The sequence below is a fragment of the Ensifer oleiphilus genome (genome assembly GCF_013371465.1).
Classification (GTDB): domain Bacteria; phylum Pseudomonadota; class Alphaproteobacteria; order Rhizobiales; family Rhizobiaceae; genus Ensifer; species Ensifer oleiphilus.
Genome location: NZ_JABWDU010000001.1, coordinates 1,329,372 through 1,351,185, shown reverse-complemented (window position 1 = coordinate 1,351,185; position 21,814 = coordinate 1,329,372). Strand labels below are relative to the sequence as shown.

The 21,814-nt window shown below is 60.6% G+C and carries 21 protein-coding genes; all 21 read right to left on the bottom strand.

Translation table 11 applies throughout. The annotated features are described in order from the left end of the window. Positions 1–10: 10 nt before the first annotated feature. The 21 genes from proS to HT585_RS06380 all read right to left on the bottom strand — a co-directional run bounded on the left by proS (position 11) and on the right by HT585_RS06380 (position 21,517). The gene (gene proS / locus HT585_RS06480) at positions 11–1,339 is read right to left on the bottom strand and encodes a proline--tRNA ligase (RefSeq protein ID WP_176352092.1); all 1,329 of its coding nucleotides are present in this window, start codon (positions 1,337–1,339) and stop codon (positions 11–13) included. A gap of 779 nt (positions 1,340–2,118) precedes the next feature. Beyond that, entirely contained in the window at positions 2,119–2,388 is a 270-nt protein-coding gene (locus HT585_RS06475; RefSeq protein WP_025426599.1) for a DUF1467 family protein, read from the bottom strand. A gap of 128 nt (positions 2,389–2,516) precedes the next feature. Continuing rightward, positions 2,517–2,921: a methylmalonyl-CoA epimerase gene (gene mce / locus HT585_RS06470; protein ID WP_176352091.1), complete on the bottom strand. Its 405-nt coding sequence runs from the start codon at positions 2,919–2,921 to the stop codon at positions 2,517–2,519. Positions 2,922–2,987: 66 nt separating this feature from the next. Then, complete coding sequence (locus HT585_RS06465) at positions 2,988–4,655, bottom strand: ribonuclease J (RefSeq protein WP_176352090.1); 1,668 nt, start codon at positions 4,653–4,655, stop codon at positions 2,988–2,990. 23 nt (positions 4,656–4,678) lie between these two features. Next, a complete protein-coding gene (locus tag HT585_RS06460) occupies positions 4,679–5,443 on the bottom strand; it encodes a biotin--[acetyl-CoA-carboxylase] ligase (protein WP_176352206.1) in 765 nt (254 codons plus the stop codon). After that, entirely contained in the window at positions 5,443–6,888 is a 1,446-nt protein-coding gene (nuoN, locus tag HT585_RS06455) for an NADH-quinone oxidoreductase subunit NuoN (RefSeq protein WP_173419682.1), read from the bottom strand. The genes HT585_RS06460 and nuoN overlap by 1 nt, the downstream gene beginning before the upstream one ends. A 19-nt stretch (positions 6,889–6,907) precedes the next feature. Further along, positions 6,908–8,419 carry an NADH-quinone oxidoreductase subunit M gene (locus tag HT585_RS06450; protein ID WP_077498483.1) on the bottom strand — a complete coding sequence of 504 codons (1,512 nt, stop codon included), beginning with the start codon at positions 8,417–8,419 and terminating at the stop codon, positions 6,908–6,910. Next, positions 8,419–10,413 carry an NADH-quinone oxidoreductase subunit L gene (nuoL, locus tag HT585_RS06445; protein WP_176352089.1) on the bottom strand — a complete coding sequence of 665 codons (1,995 nt, stop codon included), beginning with the start codon at positions 10,411–10,413 and terminating at the stop codon, positions 8,419–8,421. The genes HT585_RS06450 and nuoL overlap by 1 nt, the downstream gene beginning before the upstream one ends. Before the next feature lie 7 nt (positions 10,414–10,420). Further along, on the bottom strand, positions 10,421–10,729 hold the full coding sequence (nuoK, locus tag HT585_RS06440) for an NADH-quinone oxidoreductase subunit NuoK (RefSeq protein WP_025426592.1): 309 nt from the start codon (positions 10,727–10,729) through the stop codon (positions 10,421–10,423). 28 nt (positions 10,730–10,757) lie between these two features. Beyond that, a complete protein-coding gene (locus tag HT585_RS06435) occupies positions 10,758–11,372 on the bottom strand; it encodes an NADH-quinone oxidoreductase subunit J (protein WP_173419679.1) in 615 nt (204 codons plus the stop codon). Positions 11,373–11,509: 137 nt separating this feature from the next. Continuing rightward, positions 11,510–12,001 carry an NADH-quinone oxidoreductase subunit NuoI gene (gene nuoI, locus HT585_RS06430; protein WP_112809906.1) on the bottom strand — a complete coding sequence of 164 codons (492 nt, stop codon included), beginning with the start codon at positions 11,999–12,001 and terminating at the stop codon, positions 11,510–11,512. A gap of 64 nt (positions 12,002–12,065) precedes the next feature. Beyond that, positions 12,066–13,109 carry an NADH-quinone oxidoreductase subunit NuoH gene (nuoH, locus tag HT585_RS06425; protein ID WP_077498487.1) on the bottom strand — a complete coding sequence of 348 codons (1,044 nt, stop codon included), beginning with the start codon at positions 13,107–13,109 and terminating at the stop codon, positions 12,066–12,068. Between the two features lie 20 nt (positions 13,110–13,129). Further along, the gene (nuoG, locus tag HT585_RS06420) at positions 13,130–15,211 is read right to left on the bottom strand and encodes an NADH-quinone oxidoreductase subunit NuoG (RefSeq protein ID WP_176352205.1); all 2,082 of its coding nucleotides are present in this window, start codon (positions 15,209–15,211) and stop codon (positions 13,130–13,132) included. Between the two features lie 104 nt (positions 15,212–15,315). Next, on the bottom strand, positions 15,316–15,990 hold the full coding sequence (locus HT585_RS06415) for an NADH:ubiquinone oxidoreductase (protein WP_176352088.1): 675 nt from the start codon (positions 15,988–15,990) through the stop codon (positions 15,316–15,318). A gap of 6 nt (positions 15,991–15,996) precedes the next feature. Continuing rightward, positions 15,997–17,301, bottom strand: coding sequence for an NADH-quinone oxidoreductase subunit NuoF (gene nuoF / locus HT585_RS06410; RefSeq protein ID WP_176352087.1), 1,305 nt, complete (start codon positions 17,299–17,301; stop codon positions 15,997–15,999). A gap of 11 nt (positions 17,302–17,312) precedes the next feature. After that, positions 17,313–18,440 (bottom strand): NADH-quinone oxidoreductase subunit E, encoded by a 1,128-nt coding sequence (locus HT585_RS06405; RefSeq protein WP_176352086.1) that lies wholly within the window; start codon positions 18,438–18,440, stop codon positions 17,313–17,315. A 16-nt stretch (positions 18,441–18,456) separates the two neighbouring features. After that, positions 18,457–18,711 (bottom strand): hypothetical protein, encoded by a 255-nt coding sequence (locus HT585_RS06400; protein WP_176352085.1) that lies wholly within the window; start codon positions 18,709–18,711, stop codon positions 18,457–18,459. Next, positions 18,711–19,901 carry an NADH-quinone oxidoreductase subunit D gene (locus HT585_RS06395; RefSeq protein ID WP_176352084.1) on the bottom strand — a complete coding sequence of 397 codons (1,191 nt, stop codon included), beginning with the start codon at positions 19,899–19,901 and terminating at the stop codon, positions 18,711–18,713. Before HT585_RS06395 ends, HT585_RS06400 begins: the two co-directional genes overlap by 1 nt. Positions 19,902–19,958: 57 nt before the next feature. Then, positions 19,959–20,564 carry an NADH-quinone oxidoreductase subunit C gene (locus HT585_RS06390; RefSeq protein ID WP_176352083.1) on the bottom strand — a complete coding sequence of 202 codons (606 nt, stop codon included), beginning with the start codon at positions 20,562–20,564 and terminating at the stop codon, positions 19,959–19,961. Positions 20,565–20,582: 18 nt separating this feature from the next. Further along, a complete protein-coding gene (locus HT585_RS06385) occupies positions 20,583–21,161 on the bottom strand; it encodes a NuoB/complex I 20 kDa subunit family protein (RefSeq protein ID WP_077498495.1) in 579 nt (192 codons plus the stop codon). Continuing rightward, positions 21,152–21,517, bottom strand: a complete 366-nt coding sequence (locus tag HT585_RS06380; protein WP_112809915.1) for an NADH-quinone oxidoreductase subunit A — start codon at positions 21,515–21,517, stop codon at positions 21,152–21,154. The genes HT585_RS06385 and HT585_RS06380 overlap by 10 nt, the downstream gene beginning before the upstream one ends. Positions 21,518–21,814 lie beyond the last annotated feature (297 nt).

The following is a 21,814-nucleotide window of genomic DNA, read 5'->3' as shown; positions in this document are numbered from 1 at the left end:
CTTGCCTCACTTACTTCGTCGCGATCAGCTTGTTGAGGGCCGCCTCGACAGTCATGGTCTCGCGCTCACCGGTCTTGCGATCCTTGAGCTCGACTTCGCCGCTAGCGATCGAACGTGGCCCAACGATGATCTGGACCGGCACGCCGATCAGATCGGCCGATGCGAACTTGGCGCCGGCGCGGTCATCCGTATCGTCGAGCAGCGCGTCGAATCCGGCAGCGCCGAGCTTCGAGTAGAGCGTCTCGCAGGCTGCGTCGCAAGCGGCATCGCCCGCTTTCATGTTGATGATCACGCCATCGAACGGCGAGATCGACTTCGGCCAGATGATGCCGTTGTCGTCATGCGACGCCTCGATGATCGCCGGGACCAGCCGTGTCGGGCCGATGCCGTAGGAGCCCATGTGGACCGTGTGCTCCTTGCCATCAGGACCGAGAACCTTGGCGCCCATCGCCTCGGAATACTTTGTGCCGAAGTAGAAGATATGGCCGACTTCGATGCCGCGTGCCGACACGCGGTCGCCTTCGGCGACTTCGTTGAACGCAGCCTCGTCATGCATCTCCGAGGTGGCGGCGTAACGCGACGTCCACTTGTCGAAGATCGTCTTCAGGCCGGCGACATCGTCGAAATTGGTGTCTTCACCGGGAATGTCGAAGCCGAGGAAGTCCTTGTGGCAGAACACTTCGGACTCACCGGTTTCGGCGAGAATGATGAATTCGTGGCTGAGATTGCCGCCGATCGGGCCGGTGTCGGCGCGCATCGGAATGGCGCGCAACCCCATGCGCGAGAAGGTGCGCAGGTAGGCGGCAAACATCTTGTTATAGGCGTGCTCGGCGCCTTCGCGGTCGAGATCGAAGGAATAGGCATCCTTCATCAGGAATTCGCGCGAGCGCATGGTGCCGAAACGTGGGCGGATCTCGTCGCGGAATTTCAGCTGAATATGGTAGAGATTGAGCGGCAGGCTGCGATAGGACTTCACGTAGGAACGGAAGACGTCCGTGATCATTTCCTCGTTGGTCGGGCCATAGAGCATCGGTCGGTCCTGGCGATCCTTGATGCGCAGCATTTCCTTGCCGTAGGCGTCATAGCGGCCGCTTTCCTGCCAAAGCTCGGCGGACTGCAGCGTCGGCATCAAAAGTTCGTTCGCGCCGGTGCGGTTCTGCTCCTCGCGGACGATCGCATTGACCTTGTCGAGAACCCGCTTTCCGAGTGGCAGCCAGGTGTAAATACCCGAGGACTGCTGCCGAATCATGCCCGTCCGGAGCATAAGACGGTGGGAAACGATTTCCGCTTCCTTCGGATTTTCCTTCAAGATGGGCATGAAAAAGCGGGACAGGCGCATGACGGGTTCCAAAACTTGATGAACGTCGCACTATCGACGGATTCGGGCGAAATGACGTTGAGCTCAGGCACGCCGGTCTCAGCAAAACAGGCAAAGGCGACCATTGCTTCTTGGGGTCGGCTCTCAAATTTCCTTAACCGACAAATCGGCTGGAACCTATCCGAGCCCTGCGTTCATAGCCGCTTCGCGCCCGGATGAAAACCCTGCTTGCTGTGGGAATAGCACAGAGCAGATGGAGAGATCTGAAGGAGAAACCGCAGGCCAAAAGCTGCGTCAAAAGAGCACGCTAGTAACAGGATTGCGACGATGCTTGTCAACGGAGAAATTTTATCCAACTGTAGCAAAAATGCAAAAAAACAGGGTGACATCGCCCAATGTTTGGGCTAATTTCGGCTCACAAAACAGGCATGAAGTCTAAATTCTTGCCGACTTTCGCGGTCAAGTCTTGGGAGGATAAGATCTTAGGCGCGCTTCGTCGCTGCCGCCGGAAACGGATTAAAGATCACGCGATACTTGAAAAACAAGGCTTTCAGCCTTGTTTTTTTTTGCCTTTCGCCAAGCGAGACTGCCGCGAAGCAGCAACACTTTCTTGAACTGTGTCAATTTCTGGGCAGTCAATCGTAGGATTGCCCGGGTTTCACGCCACGGGCCGCCCGAGCGACTTCCTTGGACCCGTGCAGTCGAAAAATGAAAACACTTAACTGGGGATTGTTGGCAAGCGGTCAGTATCGACCGAAAAACACAGACGTTAAGCGTCCGCGCCCATCCCGGTGATCGCCTCAGTAGAACTTCGGATAGAAGCGCGGAATGCTGTCGATGCCGTAGCCGAGCCGCACCGATACGATGTACCAGGCGAGCTGGATGACCGCGGCGATCGCCGTCGTCAACAGAATAACGCGCTTGGCACGGAACCGCGCCGGTGCACTTTCGACGGTGCCGGGAACCACCTCGTTTTCCTCCGCCTGGGTGCGCACGCCAAGCGGCAGCACGGCAAACAGAGTCAGCCACCAGATAATGAAGTAGATGGCAAAGGTGGAAAAAAGCGGCATTTCCGGCTCCTGGTGAGGACCTCGCCCGAAGTGCACACTGGCTCTCTCCGGAACAATCCTCTCGACATTCTGGCCTGCTTATAACGCCATGGATGCGATCACACAAACCGGCATCGCGCGATCAACTGTCACACCTGTTCAAGTTCGATCAAGGTGCCTTGAAAATCCTTGGGGTGCAGAAAGAGCACCGGCTTGCCATGGGCACCGATCTTCGGCTCGCCGTCACCGAGAACGCGTGCGCCGGACGCTTTCAGCGTGTCACGGGCAGCAATGATGTCCTCGACCTCGTAGCAGATATGGTGCATGCCGCCGGACGGGTTTTTGGCCAGGAATGCTGCAATCGGCGAGGCATCGCCAAGCGGCTCCAGCAGTTCGACCTTGGTGTTCGGTAGTGTCACGAAGACGACGGTAACCCCGTGCTCGGGCAAGGCCTGCGGCTCTGTCACCGTCGCGCCGAGCGTCGTGCGATAGCTCGTGGTAGCGGATGCGAGATCCGGCACGGCGATTGCCACGTGGTTCACCCGTCCGAGCATTGCGATCCTCCCACCTTCGTGCCGGTTTCAAGCCCCCGATCTACAACGCCGGGGGCTTGAAGAAAATCAGACCTTGGTGACGAACACTGTGACCACAGGCTTCTTGCCCCAGATCTGGTTGGTCGTGCTGCGCACGGCGCGGCGCACCGCCTCCTGCAGCATGGCCAGATCCTTGCGCTTGGCACGCGGGATGCTCTCTACAGCGCCGAGAACGGCGTCATAGAGCGTGTCTTCCATGTCCTCGCCCTCGTCGTCAAACTCGGGCAGGCCGATGGCAACAAGGTCCGGATCGCCGAGAAAGTCGTAGCGATTGTCGAGCACAACGTTGACGGAGACATGTCCGGCAAAGGAGAGCTTGCGCCGCTCGCCGATACCCATTTCCTCGAAGTCGCCGATCAGCGAGCCATCCTTGTAGATCCGGCCATGCGGCACGGTGTCGATGACCTCAGCCGGGCCGGGTGCCAGGCGCAGCATCTCGCCGTTGCGAAGACGCGGGACGCTGGCGATACCCGACTGACGTCCAAGTTCACCGTGCGCCGTCAGATGTGCCGCTTCCCCATGCACCGGAACGAGGATCTGCGGACGGACCCACTGGTACATCTGCTGCAGTTCGCTGCGGCGCGGGTGACCCGACACATGCACCAGCGCTTCACTGTCGGTAATGATGTGGATGCCCTGCTCGATCAGGCCGTTCTTGATATCGTTGATCGCCTTCTCGTTGCCGGGAATGGTGCGCGACGAAAACACAACCGTATCTCCAGCGGAGAAGGCGACGTTTCGCATCTCGTCGCGAGCGATCTTGGCGAGCGCCGCACGCGGTTCGCCCTGGCTGCCCGTCAGGATAACGACGACCTTGTCGCGCGGCACGTAGCCGAACTCGTCTTCGGCGAGGAACGGCTTGATCCCTTCCATCAGGCCGAGATCTCGGGCGACGGCGACGACACGCTTCATCGAACTGCCGAGAAGAAGCACGTCACGACCGGCCTCTTCCGCCGCTTCGGCGATCGAGCGGATACGTCCCACATTCGAGGAGAAAGTGGTTATCGCCACGCGCCCTTCGGCTTTCGAGATGATCTCGGTCAGACTGGCGGAAACTTCCTGTTCCGACGGCGAGACGCCGTCGCGAAGCGCATTGGTTGAATCGCAGACCAGCGCCAGCACGCCCTCGTCGCCGATCTTGCGGAAGCGCTGCTCGTCGGTAAGCGGACCGAGCGACGGCTGAAGGTCGATCTTCCAGTCACCGGTGTGCACGACGGCGCCGAGCGGCGTGCGGATGATCAGCGACATCGGCTCGGGGATCGAGTGGTTGACGCCGACGGCCTCGATCTCGAACGGGCCGACATTGATGCGGTCGCCCTGCTTGAAGATCGTGATCGGGATTTCACCGCGGCTCCTTTCGAAGTCGCGCTTGGCTTCCAGCATGCCGGCCGTAAACGGCGAGGCATAGACCGGAACGTTCAGCCCCGGCCAGAGATCGTTGAGGCCACCATAGTGATCCTCGTGGGCGTGGGTGATGATGATGCCCTTGAGATTGCGGCGCTCTTCCGCCAGGAAGCTGATATCGGCCAGCACCAGATCGACGCCCGGAAGCTCAGGACCCGGAAAAGTGACGCCGCAATCGACCATTATCCACTGCCGGTTCCCGGGCTTGCCATAGCCGTAAAGGCCAAGGTTCATCCCGATTTCGCCGACGCCGCCGAGCGGCAAGAACACCAGTTCTTCTTCTTGCGCCATGTTTTGATGCGCCCTTGTTTTGATTATCCGAAAAATACGTCGCCGGCGGCGATCGTCTGCATCGTGTCCGAGCCCGTATCGAGCATCAACCGGCCGTCCTGATCAATACCGGCAAAGCGGCCGGAAAGCGACCGATCCGGCAGGTTCACCTTAATGGTCTCGCCGATGCCGCGCGCTGCCGCCCGCCATTGGTCTATGATGTGTGCCACACCCCGGCCCTGGTCCCAAACGGAAAGCGTCTCGGCCATAGTCAGGAACAGGTGGGCAAACAATTCGTCCGGCGATACCGACGCGCCCTCGTTGCGAAGGGACGTCACCGGGTAGAGCGCTTCATCCGGCATGACGGCAATATTGATGCCGCAGCCGATGACCAGCGCGCGACGGCCGTCTGCCAGGCTCTCGCCTTCAAGCAGGATGCCGCAGGTCTTCTTGCCGTCGATGAGAATATCGTTCGGCCATTTGATCTCGACCGGCGCGCCGGCAAGCGGCATCACCTTGCGGATAGCCCTGTGAACCGCCACCGCCACGGCCAGCGGTAGCGAGTGCAGCAGCTCGATGGGCGCCGGTTCAATCAAGAGGAGCGAGGCATAGAGATTGCCGGGCTCTGAAAACCAGGCCCGGCCGCGTCGGCCACGTCCGCCTGTCTGGCGTGCGGCGGTGATCCAGAGGTTTCCCCTGTCTCCCTCTCGCGCCCGCGCCAGGCATTCGCTGTTGGTGGAACCGACTTCATTGAGCGCGACGTGCCGGAAATCGTCGAGCGAACCCCGGCCGCCGCCTTCAAGGCCGATCAAAAGAAGGTCCGAGCCGCGACTTCAGCGGCTTCGCCGAGCGGACCGCCGATGAGGACGTATCCGAGCACGAACAGGCCCGAGAGACCGAAGACCAGGCGAAGCTCGCCGGCCGTGCGGGCAAACTCGCCCTTGGCATCGTCGAACCACATCACCTTGATGACGCGCAGGTAGTAGTAGGCGCCGACAACAGAGGCGAGCACGCCGATGATGGCGAGCGCGTAGAGATGCGCTTCGATCGCTGCCATGAACACGAAGTACTTCCCGAAGAAGCCTGCCATCGGCGGAATGCCGGCGAGCGAGAACATCAGGACGGTGAGCACCGTGGCCATGAAAGGATTGGTCTGCGACAGGCCCGCGAGATCGTCGACGCTTTCGACATTCTCGCCGTCCTTGCGGCGCATGGCGAGGATGCAGGCAAAGGTGCCGAGCGTCATGACCATGTAGATGAGCATGTAGAGCAGAACGCCGCGGACACCTGCCATTGAGCCGGCAGCAAGACCGACGAGCGCGTAGCCCATGTGGCCAATCGATGAATACGCCATCAGGCGCTTGATGTTCTTCTGGCCGATCGCCGCGAAGGCGCCGAGCAGCATCGAAGCGATCGAGATGAAGACGACAATCTGCTGCCACTGCACGACGACAGGTTCGAAGGCGTTGATGACGATGCGAACGAAGATGGCCATGGCGGCAACCTTCGGAGCAGCGGCAAAGAACGCGGTCACCGGCGTCGGTGCGCCTTCATAGACGTCCGGCGTCCACATGTGGAACGGCACGGCCGAAATCTTGAAAGCGAGGCCCGCCAGGATGAAGACCAGGCCGAAGATAAGGCCAAGCGACGGCGTGCCGGTCGACGTCAGGGCGGCCGCAATCTCGTCAAAGCCGGTGTGGCCGGTGAAGCCGTAGACCAGCGACATACCGTAGAGCAGCATGCCCGAGGACAGCGCGCCGAGGACGAAGTACTTCAGGCCGGCTTCCGTCGAGCGGATGCTGTCGCGGTTGATGGCGGCGACGACATAGAGCGCCAGCGACTGCAGTTCCAGCGACAGGTACAGCGACATCAGGTCGTTGGCCGAGATCATCAGCAGCATGCCGAGGGTGGCGAGCACCAGGAGCACCGGGAACTCGAAACGGTCAATCTGCGACGAACGGGCATGGCCGACCGTCATCACCATGGCGGTAATGGAGCCGATCAGCGCCAGCACCTTCATGAACTTGGCGAACGGATCGGACAGGAAGGCGCCGCCGTAAGCTTCGCCCTCGCCGGTCTTCAGGACGAGCCAAAGGCCGGCGATGATGAGAAGGGCAACCGCAAGGCCGGTGACGGTCGAGGTCGACTTTTCACCGGCAAACACGCCGATCATCAAGAGCGCCATCGCGCCGACCGCGAGGATCAACTCGGGGATCGAGAGCTGCAGGCTAGCGAGGAGGGTTTCAGCAGTCATGTCCAATCACGTCCTGTGGTCATTGCACCGAAAGCGCAACGTTTTGCGCTGCCTGCAGGGCTGCGGTGTAGTTGTTGACGAGCAGATCCACGGAGGCTGCCGTCGCATCGAAGACCGGCGCCGGATAGACACCGAAGAATATCGTCAGGATCACCAGCGGATAAAGGATCGCCTTCTCGCGGCCCGACAGATCGAGCAGAGCCTTCAGGCTTTCCTTTTCCAGGGCACCGAACACGACACGGCGGTAGAGCCAGAGCGCATAGGCCGCCGACAGGATCACGCCGCTTGTAGCAAAGAACGCGACCCAGGTGTTGGCGCGGAAAGCACCGACGAGGGTCAGAACTTCACCGACGAATCCGGACGTACCAGGAAGACCGACGTTCGCCATGGTGAAGACCATGAAGGCGACGGCATACTTCGGCATGTTGTTGACGAGGCCGCCATAGGCCGAGATCTCGCGGGTGTGCAGACGGTCATAGACGACGCCGACGCAAAGGAAGAGCGCACCCGAAACGATACCGTGCGACAGCATCTGGAAGATCGCGCCCTGAACGCCCTGCGTGTTGGCCGCGAAGATGCCCATGGTGACATAGCCCATGTGCGCGACCGACGAATAGGCGATCAGCTTCTTGATGTCGGTCTGCATCAGCGCCACCAGCGAGGTGTAGACGATGGCGATAACCGACAGCGTGAAGACGAACGGCGCAAAGTAGTCTGAGGCCAGCGGGAACATCGGCAGCGAGAAGCGCAGGAAGCCGTAGCCACCGAGCTTCAGAAGGATGCCGGCCAGGATGACCGAGCCTGCCGTCGGCGCCTGAACGTGTGCGTCGGGAAGCCAGGTGTGTACCGGCCACATCGGCATCTTCACCGCGAAGGAGGCGAAGAAGGCCAGCCATAACCACGTCTGCATTTCGCGCGGGAAGTTATAGGCGAGAAGTTCGGTGATGTCGGTCGTGCCGGCCTGCCAGTACATCGCCATGATGGCGAGCAGCATCAGCACCGAGCCGAGCAGCGTGTAGAGGAAGAACTTGTAGCTGGCGTAAACGCGATCCTTGCCGCCCCACACACCGATGATGATGAACATGGGAATGAGGCCCGCTTCGAAGAACACGTAGAACAGCACGATGTCGAGCGACACGAACACGCCGATCATGAACGTTTCCAGGATCAGGAACGCGATCATGTATTCCTTCAGGCGCTTTTCAACCGAGAACCAGCTGGCCAGCACGCAGAATGGCATCAGGAAGGCGGAGAGGACGACGAACAGCACCGAGATGCCGTCGACGCCGAGATGATAGGAAATCCCGGTACCGAGCCAGCCGTGCTTCTCCGTCATCTGGAAGCCCGGGTTCGAGCTGTCGAACTGGTACCAGATATAGACCGAGACGGCGAAGGTGAAGAGCGTCGTCAGCAGCGATACGTTCAGGATGTTGCGGCGGCCGTAGGCGCTGTCTTCTCTTGTCAGCAAGAGAAGCAGGACGCCGACGAGCGGCATGAAGGTGACCGCGGAAAGTACGGGCCAATCGGTCATCAGAAGGAACTCCCGAGCATCATCCATGTAACGAGCGCAGCGATGCCGATGAGCATGGCGAACGCGTAGTGATAGAGGTAACCGGTCTGCAGCCGGACAACACGATCGGTGACATCAAGCACGCGTGCCGCAATCCCGTTCGGGCCGAGGCCGTCGATGACCCGGCCGTCGCCTTCCTTCCACAGGAAGACGCCAAGGCGCTTGGCCGAACGGACGAACAGGAAGTCGTACAGCTCGTCGAAGTACCACTTGTTGAGCAGGAACTGGTAGAGGCCGCGATGCTGCTCTGCCAGATACTTCGGCACGTCAGGACGGCGGATATACATGTACCAGGCCGTCAGCAGACCGAGCGCCATGGCGCAGAACGGGCTCCACTTAACCCACGTCGGAACATGGTGGTATTCCTCGAGAATCTCGTTCTCGGCCGAGGTGAACAAGGCACCCTGCCAGAACTCGGCATAGTGGTGACCGAAGAAGTAGTCATGGAACAGGAAGCCTGCCACCAGGGCACCGATGGCCAGGATGTAGAGCGGTACCAGCATGACCTGCGGCGATTCATGGACGTGGTGCATGACATCCGAGGAAGCGCGCGGTTTGCCGTGGAAGGTCATGAAGGTCAGACGCCAAGAATAGAAGCTGGTGAAGAGAGCCGCAATGACCAGCATCGCGAAGGCGAAGCCGGAAACCGCGCTATGAGCCGCGAACGCCGATTCGATGATCGCGTCCTTGGAGAAGAAGCCGGCCGTACCGATGACGGTACCGGGAATGCCGACGCCGGTGAGCGCGATGGTACCGATGAACATCATCCAATAGGTGACCGGAATATGCTTCCGTAGGCCGCCCATGTAACGCATGTCCTGTTCGCCATCGACTGCGTGGATAACCGAGCCTGCGCCCAAGAACAGCAGCGCCTTGAAGAAAGCGTGCGTGAACAGGTGGAAGATGGCCGCGCCATAGGCGCCCACGCCGAGTGCCACGAACATGTAGCCGAGCTGCGAGCAGGTCGAATAGGCAATGACGCGCTTGATGTCGTTCTGGACCAGACCGACGGTCGCGGCAAAGAACGCCGTGATCGCGCCGATCAGCGTAACGACGGTGAGCGCATCCGGAGACAGTTCGAACAGCGGCGACATGCGGGCGACCAGGAAGACGCCGGCAGTGACCATGGTTGCCGCATGAATGAGCGCCGAAACCGGGGTCGGGCCTTCCATCGCGTCCGGCAGCCAGGTGTGCAGCAGGAACTGGGCCGACTTGCCCATCGCGCCCATGAAGAGCAGCAGGCAGGCAGCGGTGATCGCATCGGCCTTGTCGAGGTGCATGCCGAACAGCGTGATGACCGCCTCCCCTGCTGCGGCACCTTCGGCCGGCAAGTAGGTCTGGGCAGCAGCGAAGATCGTCTCGAAACTGACCGAGCCGAACAGCACGAAGACAAGGAAGATGCCGAGTGCGAACCCGAAGTCGCCGACGCGGTTGACGATGAACGCCTTCATCGCGGCAGCGTTCGCCGACGGCTTCTTATACCAGAAGCCGATCAGCAGGTAGGATGCGAGACCCACGCCTTCCCAGCCGAAGAACATCTGCACGAGGTTGTCCGACGTGATCAGCATCAACATCGCGAAGGTGAAGAGCGACAGGTAGGCGAAGAAGCGCGGACGATGCGGATCGTGGTGCATGTAGCCGATCGAGTAGACATGCACGAGCGTCGACACCGTATTGACGACCACGAACATGACCGATGTCAGCGTGTCAACGCGGAAAGCCCAATCGACGTCGAAGCTGCCGGACTGGATCCAGCGCAGCACCGAAACCTTGATCAGCTCCTGCTCGCCGAGCGCGACGTCGAAGAAGACGAACCACGACAATGCGGCGGTGATGATCATCAATCCGCTAGTGACAAATTCGGAAGCCTTGGCGCCGATCGAATTACCGAAAAGGCCGGCGATCAGAAAGCCGATCAAAGGCAGGAAGACGATAGCCTTGATGATGGTATCCATAGCCCAATCAGCCCTTCATCATGTTGACGTCTTCAACTGCGATCGAGCCGCGGTTGCGATAGAAGACGACGAGAATTGCAAGCCCGATCGCAGCTTCCGCGGCCGCGACGGTCAGAATGAACAGGGCAAACACCTGGCCGGTGATGTCGTTCAGGAACGACGAGAAGGCGACCATGTTGATGTTGACCGCAAGCAGGATCAGTTCGACCGACATCAGGATGACGATGACGTTCTTCCGGTTCAGGAAGATGCCGAAGACACCGAGCGTGAACAGGATGGCGCTGACGGTGAGATAGTGGGAAATTCCGATTTCCATTTTTTAGTTCCTCGACCTCGCGTCCGAATTAAATGCCCTGCCCGGGCTTGACCGTGACCACCTCAACGGCGGTCTCGGGCGTGCGGGCAACCTGCTGCGGAATGCTCTGGCGCTTGATGTTCGTGCGGTGGCGCAGCGTGAGAACGATGGCGCCGATCATGGCGACCAGCAGCACGAGGCCCGCGATCTGGAAGAAGTAGACATAGTGGGTGTAGAGCACGTCGCCGAGGGCGGCCGTGTTCGTGCGATCGGCAATCGCCGGGATTGGCATCGAGATCCCCTTGGCGATCTCCGGAGAGAAGGTCGCGCCGCCGACGACAATGATCAGTTCGGCAGCGAGGATCAGACCGATCAGCGCACCGACCGGGGCATACTCAAGCACACCGGCGCGCAACTCCGCGAAGTCGATGTCGAGCATCATGACGACGAACAGGAAGAGAACCGCAACCGCGCCGACATAGACCACGAGCAGGATCATCGCCAGGAACTCGGCGCCGGCCAGCAGGAACAGGCCCGCCGAATTGAAGAAGGTCAGGATCAGGAACAGTACCGAATAAACGGGGTTCCTGGCCGCAATGACCATAAATGCCGATGCCACCGCGATGAAGGCAAAGAGATAGAAAAAAAGAACCTGCAGACCCATGATCGGTGCCTTCTTCGTCTTGCACGGCGTGAGGCTCTTGCAACCCCACTCCACTGGCAAAGCCGGACGCGTGTCCGGCCTTTGCCCCAAACTGTTTCACATGTGCCGCCGTTCAGGGGCGGCACCACGCAGCGGCCTCAGCGATAAGGCGAGTCCATTGCGATGTTGCGTGCGATTTCCCGTTCCCAACGGTCGCCATTGGCGAGGAGCTTGTCCTTGTCGTAGTACAGCTCTTCACGCGTCTCGGTGGCGAATTCGAAGTTCGGACCCTCGACGATGGCGTCTACCGGACAGGCTTCCTGGCAGAAACCGCAATAGATGCACTTCACCATGTCGATGTCGTAGCGCACCGTGCGGCGCGTGCCGTCGTTGCGGCGCGGGCCGGCCTCGATGGTGATCGCCTGGGCAGGACAGATCGCCTCGCAGAGCTTGCAGGCGATGCAGCGCTCTTCGCCGTTGGGATAACGGCGCAGAGCGTGTTCGCCGCGGAAGCGTGGGCTGACCGGACCCTTTTCAAAGGGATAGTTCAACGTCGCCTTCGGCTTGAAGAAGTAGCGCATCGACAGAAAGAACGCGCCGACGAATTCCTTGAGGAACAGCGAGCTGACGGCGTGCGAAAGACCGGCCATCATTTACCTCCAGACTTGCTGGCCTCAGAGCGGCCAGCGGTATGCAACCAAGCGAAAGCCAGCATCATGCGGCTCCCGTCAGCTTGAGAACGAATGCAGTGATCACGACCATTGCGAGCGAGATCGGCAGGAAGACCTTCCAGCCGAGACGCATCAGCTGGTCGTAGCGGTAACGCGGAACGAAAGCCTTCACCATCGCGAACATGAAGAACACGAAGGATGCCTTGAGAACGAACCAGATGATCCCGGGGACCCAATTCAGGAACCAGACGTCAACCGGGGGCAACCAGCCGCCAAGGAAGAGAATGGTCGTCAGCGCGCACATCAGGCAGATGGCGGCATATTCGCCGAGCATGAACATCATGTAGGGCGTGGAGCCGTACTCGACCATGAAGCCGGCGACGAGTTCGGATTCCGCTTCCGGCAGATCGAAGGGCGGACGGTTCGTTTCAGCGAGCGCCGAAATGAAGAACACGACGAACATCGGGAACAGCGCCAGCCAGTGCCAGTCGAGGAACGATGCGGGCAGACCCAGGTTCGTGCCGATACCGTTGCTCTGTGCATTGACGATATCCGTCAGATTCAGCGAACCGACGCACAGCAGAACGGTGACGATGACGAAGCCGATCGAGACTTCGTAGGAAACCATCTGTGCCGCGGAGCGAAGTGCACCGAGGAAGGGATATTTCGAATTCGACGCCCAGCCGCCCATGATGATGCCATAAACCTCAAGAGAAGATATGGCGAACACGAAGAGGATGCCGACGTTGATGTTCGCAATCACCCAGCCGGCATTGAGCGGGATAACCGCCCAGGCGGCCAGCGCCAGCGTCACGGAGACGAGTGGTGCCAGCAGGAAGATCGCCTTGTTGGCGCCAGCCGGAATGACCGGTTCCTTGAAGACGAACTTCAAAAGATCGGCGAAGGACTGGAAAAGACCCCAGGGGCCCACCACATTCGGTCCACGACGAAGCTGTACTGCCGCCCAGATCTTGCGATCAGCGAGCAGAATGTAGGCGATGAAAAGCAGCAGCGCGACCAGCAGCAGCAGCGACTGGGCGACCATGATGATCGCAGGCCAGACATAGGTCGAAATGAAAGCGTCCATGATACTCTATTCCCTCGCGCTCATTCCGCCGCAGCTTTGAAGTTGTTGCGTGCCAATGCCGAGCATTCGGCCATGACGGCGGATGCGCGCGCTATCGGGTTCGTCAAATAGAAGTCTTTGACCGGAGACGCAAACACGGATTTGCCCATCTCACCGGCTTTTTGAGCAAGTGCGGCAATTTCGTCGCCACTGCCGACGGCAATCGCGTCGACATCGGCGAAATGCGGGTGTGCGGCATAGAGCTTCGAGCGCAATTCGCCAAGCGAATCAAAGGGCAGCTTCTTGCCGAGAACGTCGGAAAGCGCACGGATGATCGCCCAGTCTTCACGCGCGTCGCCCGGGGCGAAGCCGGCACGGTTGCCGATCTGGACACGGCCCTCGGTGTTGACCCAGGTGCCGGACTTTTCGGTGTAGGTGGCAGCCGGCAGGATAACGTCGGCAGCATGGGCGCCGTTGTCGCCATGCGAACCGATATAAACGGTGAAGCCGGCCTTGCGGTTCGCCAGATCGATTTCATCTGCGCCGAGCAGGAAGAGAACGTCGGAGGCGGACACCATTTCGGCCGCCGTCCTGCCATTCTTGCCGGGTACGAAACCGAGGTCGAGACCACCAACGCGCGACGCTGCGGTGTGCAGAACGGCAAAGCCGTTCCAGTCCGCGGTGACTGCGCCAACTGCGGCTGCGAGCTTGGCGGCTGCAGCGAGAACGGCTTGACCGCCCTCCCCTGCCACTGCGCCCTGGCCGATGATGATCATCGGGCGCTGCGCCGCCTTCAGGGTCGCTGCGAACTTGCCCTTGCCGGACAGGAGTTCGGCCAACGTGTCGGTGCCTGCGCCGAGGTATTCGTATTCGTAGCGCAGTTCGCCCGGCTCGCCGATGACGGCGATCGGGAAGTTGCCCATCCGGTAGCGCTTGCGGATGCGAGCGTTGAGAACGGATGCTTCGAAGCGCGGGTTCGACCCGATGACCAACAGCGCGTCGGCGCTTTCGATGCCCTGGATCGTCGGATTGAAGATGTAGCTGGCGCGGCCGAGCGACGGATCGAGTGCGGCGCCATCCTGGCGGCAGTCGACGTTTTCGGAACCGAGCGAGGTGAGCAGCTCTTTCAGCGCATACATTTCTTCGACGGAAGCAAGGTCGCCGGCAATGGCGCCGATCTTGTCGCCGGAGCTCGCGGCAACGGCGGCCTTGATCGCTTCGAACGCCTCACTCCAGCTGGCTGCCTGCAGGCGGCCATCCTTCTTGACGTAAGGACGGTCGAGACGCTGGGTCTTCAGGCCGTCCCAGATGAAGCGGCTCTTGTCGGAGATCCACTCTTCGTTGATGTCCTCGTTGACGCGCGGCATGATGCGCATCACTTCGCGACCACGGGTATCGACGCGGATGGCAGAACCGAGCGCGTCCATCACGTCGATGGATTCGGTCTTGTTCAGTTCCCACGGACGCGCCGTGAAGGCGAAGGGCTTGGAGGTCAGCGCGCCGACCGGGCAGAGGTCAACGACGTTGCCCTGCAGCTCGGAGGTCATCGCCTGTTCGAGATAGGTGGTGATCTCGGCATCTTCGCCGCGGCCGATGAGGCCAAGCTCGGCAATGCCGGCGACTTCCGTGGTGAAGCGGACGCAGCGCGTGCAATGGATGCAGCGGTTCATCACCGTCTTGACCAGCGGGCCGATATACTTGTCTTCGACCGCGCGCTTGTTTTCCTGGTAGCGCGAACTGTCGATACCAAAGGCCATCGCCTGGTCCTGCAGGTCGCATTCGCCGCCCTGGTCGCAGATCGGGCAGTCGAGCGGATGGTTGATCAGCAGGAATTCCATGACGCCTTCGCGCGCCTTCTTGACCATCGGCGTGGTCGTGAAGACTTCCGGCGTCTCGCCGTTCGGGCCGGGGCGAAGGTCGCGCACGCCCATGGCGCAGGAGGCGGCAGGCTTAGGCGGCCCTCCCTTCACCTCGATCAGACACATGCGGCAGTTACCGGCGACCGACAGCCGCTCATGGAAACAGAAGCGCGGAACCTCGGCGCCGGCCTCTTCGCACGCCTGAAGCAGCGTGAAATGATCCGGGACCTCGATCTCTTTTCCGTCGACTTTCAGCTTTGCCATCTTCGTACTCAATCCTGTCTTCCATCCGTCCACCTTCCAGGCGACGGACAATTCCAACACAGCCACGCTGCTTGCCGGTGGTGACCTCTTGAGGTCACCGCCTCTTATTCTTTCGCGCCTTTCAGCGCCTTTGCCTGCTTTACCCAGTCGTCGCGCAGAATGCGTCCGCCGAAGCCCAGTTCGTCGTCGAAGCGGGCAACATCGGCTTCGCTCCACGCTGCAATATCGGCGAACCGGCGAATACCCTTGCCGTTCAAGACCTGCTCGAGCTTCGGCCCGACGCCGGAGATCCGCTTGAGGTCGTCGTTGGCACGGGTCTTGGGCTTGGAAGCGGCCTTCGCCTTTGCAGGCTCGGCCGATGTCTTCTCAACCTGAGGCTTGGATACCGGGCTCTTCTTCGCCGCAACTGGCTTCACGGCCACTTGCGGCTCTGCTTCTGCACGAACCGGAGCGACTTTGCTCAAAATGGCATCAGCCGGAGCGCCCGTATGCGGCTGGACCGCCACAGCCGACCCCTTCTGCAACACCTCGACAGCACCCTGCATCGCGCCGAGCATGACGCCTGCGATGTGGCTCGACAGACCGAAGCCGAGTGCGGTTGCAGCAGCAATGGCCCCTGCCGGATGTGCCATCAGCGGGTGCAACGGAACCTGCGGCATGCCCTTCATCCATTCGGCCATGCCGAACGGATCGGCCGGATCGCCGCCAAGCGGACGAGCCGAAGAAATGCCGCTGTCGGCTTCTCCCCTCACCTGTCCATCCTTGCGCGCGCCGGCCATGGCCCGTTACTCCGCCGCTTCCAGCACCGCGCCATGCGACGTGGCGTTGCGAGTGTATTCGTCGATGCGCTTTTCGATCTCCGGACGGAAATTGCGGATCAGGCCCTGGATCGGCCAGGCGGCCGCATCACCCAGGGCACAGATCGTGTGACCTTCGATCTGCTTGGTCACGTCGAACAACATGTCGATCTCGCGCTTCTGGGCGCGACCCTGGACCATGCGTTCCATCACGCGCCACATCCAGCCGGTGCCTTCGCGGCACGGCGTGCACTGGCCGCAGCTCTCGTGCTTGAAGAAAGCCGAGATACGGGCAATTGCCTTGATGATGTCGGTGGAGCGATCCATGACGATGGCCGCAGCCGTACCGAAGGACGACTTGACTTCGCGAAGCCCGTCGAAATCCATCGGGCAATCAATGATGTCTTCCGCCTTGACCACCGGGCACGATGCGCCGCCGGGGATGACGGCGAGCAGGTTGTCCCAGCCGCCGCGAATACCGCCGGCATGCTTGTCGACGAGCTCACGGAAGGTGATGCCCATCGCCTCTTCGACCGTGCACGGCTTGTTGACGTGGCCAGACAGCATGAACAGCTTGGTGCCAACGTTGTTCGGGCGACCGATCGCCGAGAACCAGCCGGCGCCGCGGCGCAGGATCGTCGGCGCAACGGCGATCGACTCGACGTTGTTGACGGTCGTCGGGCAGCCATAAAGGCCCATGTTCGCCGGGAACGGCGGCTTCAGGCGCGGCTGGCCCTTCTTGCCCTCAAGGCTTTCGAGAAGTGCTGTTTCTTCACCGCAGATGTAGGCACCCGCACCATGATGGACGTAAATGTCCATGTCCCAGCCGAGCTTGTTGTTCTTGCCGAGCAGGCCGGCATCATAGCACTCGTCGATCGCGGCCTGCAGCGCCTCGCGCTCGCGGATATATTCGCCGCGCACGTAGATGTAGGCGGCGTGCGCACCCATGGCGAAGCTGGCGATGACGCAGCCTTCGATCAGGGTGTGCGGATCGTGACGCATGATGTCACGGTCCTTGCAGGTGCCCGGCTCGGATTCGTCGGCGTTGACGACCAGGTAGTGCGGACGTCCGTCGCTTTCCTTCGGCATGAAGGACCACTTGAGACCGGTCGGGAAGCCTGCGCCGCCACGTCCACGAAGGCCCGAGGCCTTCATCTCGTTGACGATCCAGTCACGACCCTTTTCAAGGATCTGCTTGGTGCCGTCCCAATGGCCGCGACTCATCGCGCCCTTGAGAGACTTGTCCTTGAGGCCATAGATATTGGTAAAGATGCGATCTTCATCTCTGAGCATGGTTCACCTCTTTACCGCGGCTTCTTGCCGAAAACTTTGATGTATTCGGCTTCGCCACCCTTGGCGAGCGCCTTGGCCTGCTTGACCCAATCGTCACGTTCGATCCGGCCCTTGAAATTCAGATAGCCGTCGACCCACTCGCGTTCGGCCTTCTTCCACGACGCGACTTGCGCGAAAGTGTAAATGCCGAGTTCGTGCAGCGTGCCCTCGATCTTCGGGCCAACGCCGGAGATCAGCTTGAGATCGTCGACAGAAACCGGCCTGGCGATGCCTGCCGGGCGGTTCTTGTCTTCGAGCGATGGCTTGCCGGAAACCTCAGCCGCCTTGGTGGGCTTCGACTTGTCGATGGTGTCGCCTTCGACCTTGGCGTTTTCGGCCGCTGCCGCCTTTGCCGTCGCCGGCGTCTTCACGGCGGCGTTGGTTTCGCTGGCATCGGTCTTGACGCGCGCGGCATTCGCCGGCGGAACACTGACAGCAGGCGCGTCACTGGCCTTCTTGTCACTCGCGGGAGCCCTCTTCACCGGTGCGTCCGGCGTCGTCAGCGTCGTCGGGCCACCTTCCGGCGCGGAGAACACGCGGTCGATCTGCGGACCGGTGGCGACTTCAGCGCCCTTGCCTGCTTCGAAGCGGTCGATAATCTGCTCGAGTTGCTCGGGCGTCAGGTCTTCATAGGTGTCCTTGAAGATCATGACCATCGGCGCATTCACGCAGGCGCCCTGACATTCCACTTCTTCCCAGGACAGCGTGCCGCTCTCGTTGAGAGTGAAGGGGTCGTGCGCGATCTTGCTCTTGCAGACGCGGATGAGGTCTTCAGCGCCACGCAGCATGCACGGCGTCGTGCCGCAGACCTGAACGTGAGCGCGCGTGCCGACCGGCTTCAGCTGGAACTGGGTATAGAAGGTCGCGACTTCGAGCACGCGGATATAGGCCATGCCGAGCATGTCGGCGATCGATTCGATCGCGGCCTTCGTTACCCAGCCGTCCTGCTCCTGCGCCCGCATCAACAGCGGAATGACCGCGGACTGCTCGCGGCCTTTCGGATACTTCTGGATTGTCTTTTGTGCCCAGGCGGCATTCTCGCGATTGAACGCGAATGCGGCCGGCTGGACATTGTCTTCGGCTAGTCGACGAACAGACATTCTTCACGACACCTTATCAGTTAATCGATCCACACCGCGACTTCGTCACCGAAACGAACTCGCAGGCATAGGCCGACTGGTCTTTTTGTAAAAATACGATGTAGCGCGTGCCATTGGCCACGGCTGCCTTGATCTCGTAGCCGTTGGCCACGAGCTCGGCCATCGAGCCCCCACGCATTCCGGCAGACGCCTCGCTGTTGGCGGAATCCTGCGCGGATGCCGCCGGTGCGAGCAAAAGAAGTCCAGCCGTTGCCAGGGGCGCGAAACGCATCAGCGATCCACCTCACCGAACACGATATCGAGGGAGCCCAGCACGGCCGAAACGTCGGCAAGCTGGTGTCCGCGACAGAGGAAGTCCATCGCCTGCAGATGCGCGTAGCCCGGGGCACGGATTTTGCAGCGATAGGGCTTGTTGCTGCCATCGGAGACGAGGTAGACGCCGAATTCGCCCTTGGGCGCTTCAACGGCCGCGTAAACTTCTCCGGCCGGCACGTGGTAGCCTTCGGTGTAGAGCTTGAAGTGATGGATCAGCGCTTCCATCGAGCGCTTCATCTCGCCACGCTTCGGCGGAACGATCTTGCCGTCCATCGACGAGACCGGGCCGACCTTGGCATCGCCGAGAAGGCGATTGACGCACTGGCGCATAATCTTGGCCGACTCGCGCATTTCGATCATGCGGATGAGGTAACGATCGAAGCAGTCGCCGTTCTTGCCGATGGGAATGTCGAATTCCATATCCGAATAGCATTCGTATGGCTGCGAACGGCGCAGGTCCCAGGCAGCGCCGGACCCGCGAACCATCACACCCGAGAAGCCCCAGGCCCAAGCGTCGTCCAGCTTGACCACGCCGATGTCGACGTTGCGCTGCTTGAAGATGCGGTTGCCGGTCAGCAGCTCGTCGATATCGTCGACGGTCTTCAGGAACGGGTCGATCCACTTGCCGATGTCTTCGACCAGCTCATGTGGCAGATCCTGATGAACGCCGCCGGGGCGGAAATAGGCCGAGTGCATGCGCGCGCCGCAGGCTCGCTCGTAGAAGACCATCAGCTTTTCACGCTCTTCGAAGCCCCAGAGCGGCGGCGTCAACGCGCCGACGTCCATGGCCTGCGTCGTCACGTTCAGAAGATGCGACAGGATACGGCCGATTTCCGAATAGAGAACGCGGATCAGCTGGCCGCGGATCGGAACTTCAGTGCCGGTCAGCTTTTCAACGGCAAGCGCGAAAGCGTGTTCCTGGTTCATCGGCGCGACGTAGTCGAGCCGATCGAAATAGGGAATGGCCTGCAGATAGGTCTTGGTTTCGATCAGCTTTTCGGTGCCGCGATGCAGCAGGCCGATATGCGGGTCGACTCGTTCGACGATTTCGCCATCAAGCTCGAGCACCAGACGCAGAACGCCGTGCGCCGCCGGATGCTGCGGACCAAAGTTGATGTTGAAATTGCGGACGTTATGTTCGGTCATACCGATTGCTCCAGGCCGGACGGCACCCTCAAGGGGTCGCCGCGGGCCGCCTTAGTCTCACCGTGCTTTCGCCTTCTCGTCGCCGGGCAGGACGTATTCCGTCCCTTCCCACGGGGAGAGGAAGTCGAAGTTCCGGAATTCCTGCTTCAGTTCGACGGGCTCATAGACGACGCGCTTGGCTTCGTCATCATAACGAACCTCGACAAACCCGGTAACCGGGAAGTCCTTGCGCAGCGGATGCCCTTCGAAACCGTAGTCGGTCAGAATGCGACGCAGATCCGGATGGCCGGTGAACAGGATGCCGTACATGTCGTAGGCTTCGCGCTCGAACCAGTCGGCGCCCGGAAAGACGCTGGTGGCCGACGGCACAGGTTCACCTTCACCGGTCGCAACCTTGATACGCACACGCAGATTCTGGCGCGGCGACAGCAGATGGTAGACGACGTCGAAACGATCCGGCCGCTGCGGCCAGTCTACGCCGCAAACATCGACAAAGTTGATGAAGGCGCACTGCACGTCATCACGCAGGAACGTCAACAGCTCGATCAGATTTGCAGCCGTCGTGGTCAGCGTCAGTTCGCCGTAATTGATTGCAGCGTCCGAAATCAGCTGACTGCGCGTCTCGCGCAGATAGGAGGCAAGCTCGTTCAGGGCTTCACTCATGTTCAGAACCCCCTACCCTTAGCGTTCGATCGTGCCGGTCCGGCGGATCTTCTTCTGCAGCAGAAGCACGCCGTAAAGCAGCGCTTCTGCCGTGGGAGGACAGCCTGGCACATAGATATCAACGGGCACGACACGGTCGCAGCCACGCACGACGGAATAGGAATAGTGATAGTAGCCGCCGCCATTGGCGCACGAGCCCATCGAGATCACGTAACGCGGCTCCGGCATCTGGTCATAGACCTTGCGCAGCGCAGGCGCCATCTTGTTGGTCAGCGTGCCCGCGACGATCATCACGTCGGACTGGCGCGGCGACGCGCGCGGCGCAAAGCCGAAGCGCTCGGCGTCGTAACGCGGCATCGACATCTGCATCATCTCGACGGCGCAGCAAGCCAAGCCGAACGTCATCCACATCAGCGAACCGGTGCGCGCCCAGGTGATGAGCTCGTCGGTCGAGGTGACCAGAAAACCCTTGTCGGCGAGCTCATTGTTGATCTCGCCGAAGAATGCATCATTGCTGCCGATCGGCTTGCCGGTCGAGGGATCGATGATCCCCTTCGGCTTGGGCGCAACGAGCGTGGTGCCGGATGCTAGTTCCATTCCAGCGCTCCCTTCTTCCATTCATAAATAAAGCCGATCGTCAGCACACCGAGGAAGACCATCATGGACCAGAACCCGAACCAGCCCAGCTGGTGGAACGAAACGGCCCACGGGAAGAGGAAGGCGACTTCCAGGTCGAAGATGATGAAGAGGATCGACACAAGATAGAAACGAATGTCGAACTTCATGCGCGCGTCGTCGAACGCATTGAAACCGCATTCGTAGGCCGACAGCTTTTCCGAATCAGGCGCCTTGAACGCCACGGCGAAAGGGGCAATCAAAAGTGCCACACCGATCACAAGTGCGATTCCAATGAAAATCGCGATCGGAACATAGGAACCGAGAAGTTCAGTCATTGTTATCCGTCCCTGCCTGCGGGAGGGCGCATGGGAGAGCGCCAAACAACAAATCTCGCAGGCCGAAAAATATGTTGCAACGCCAGAGTGGTTAGCGCAGCCCGCGCCTGCGCGCAAGCCTTCGAGGGGCATTTAAACCGGTTCGCGACACAGGATTGGACGACGTGCCGCGACAAAGCGCCGATTTGCAGGGATGGGCAGACTTTACGGTAAAATCGAAGCTCGAAGGACAGATTGCCGCACTGCAAAAGAGGCTATTTGCAGTCATGTTATATCGGAGGGATCAAGGGGTAAATC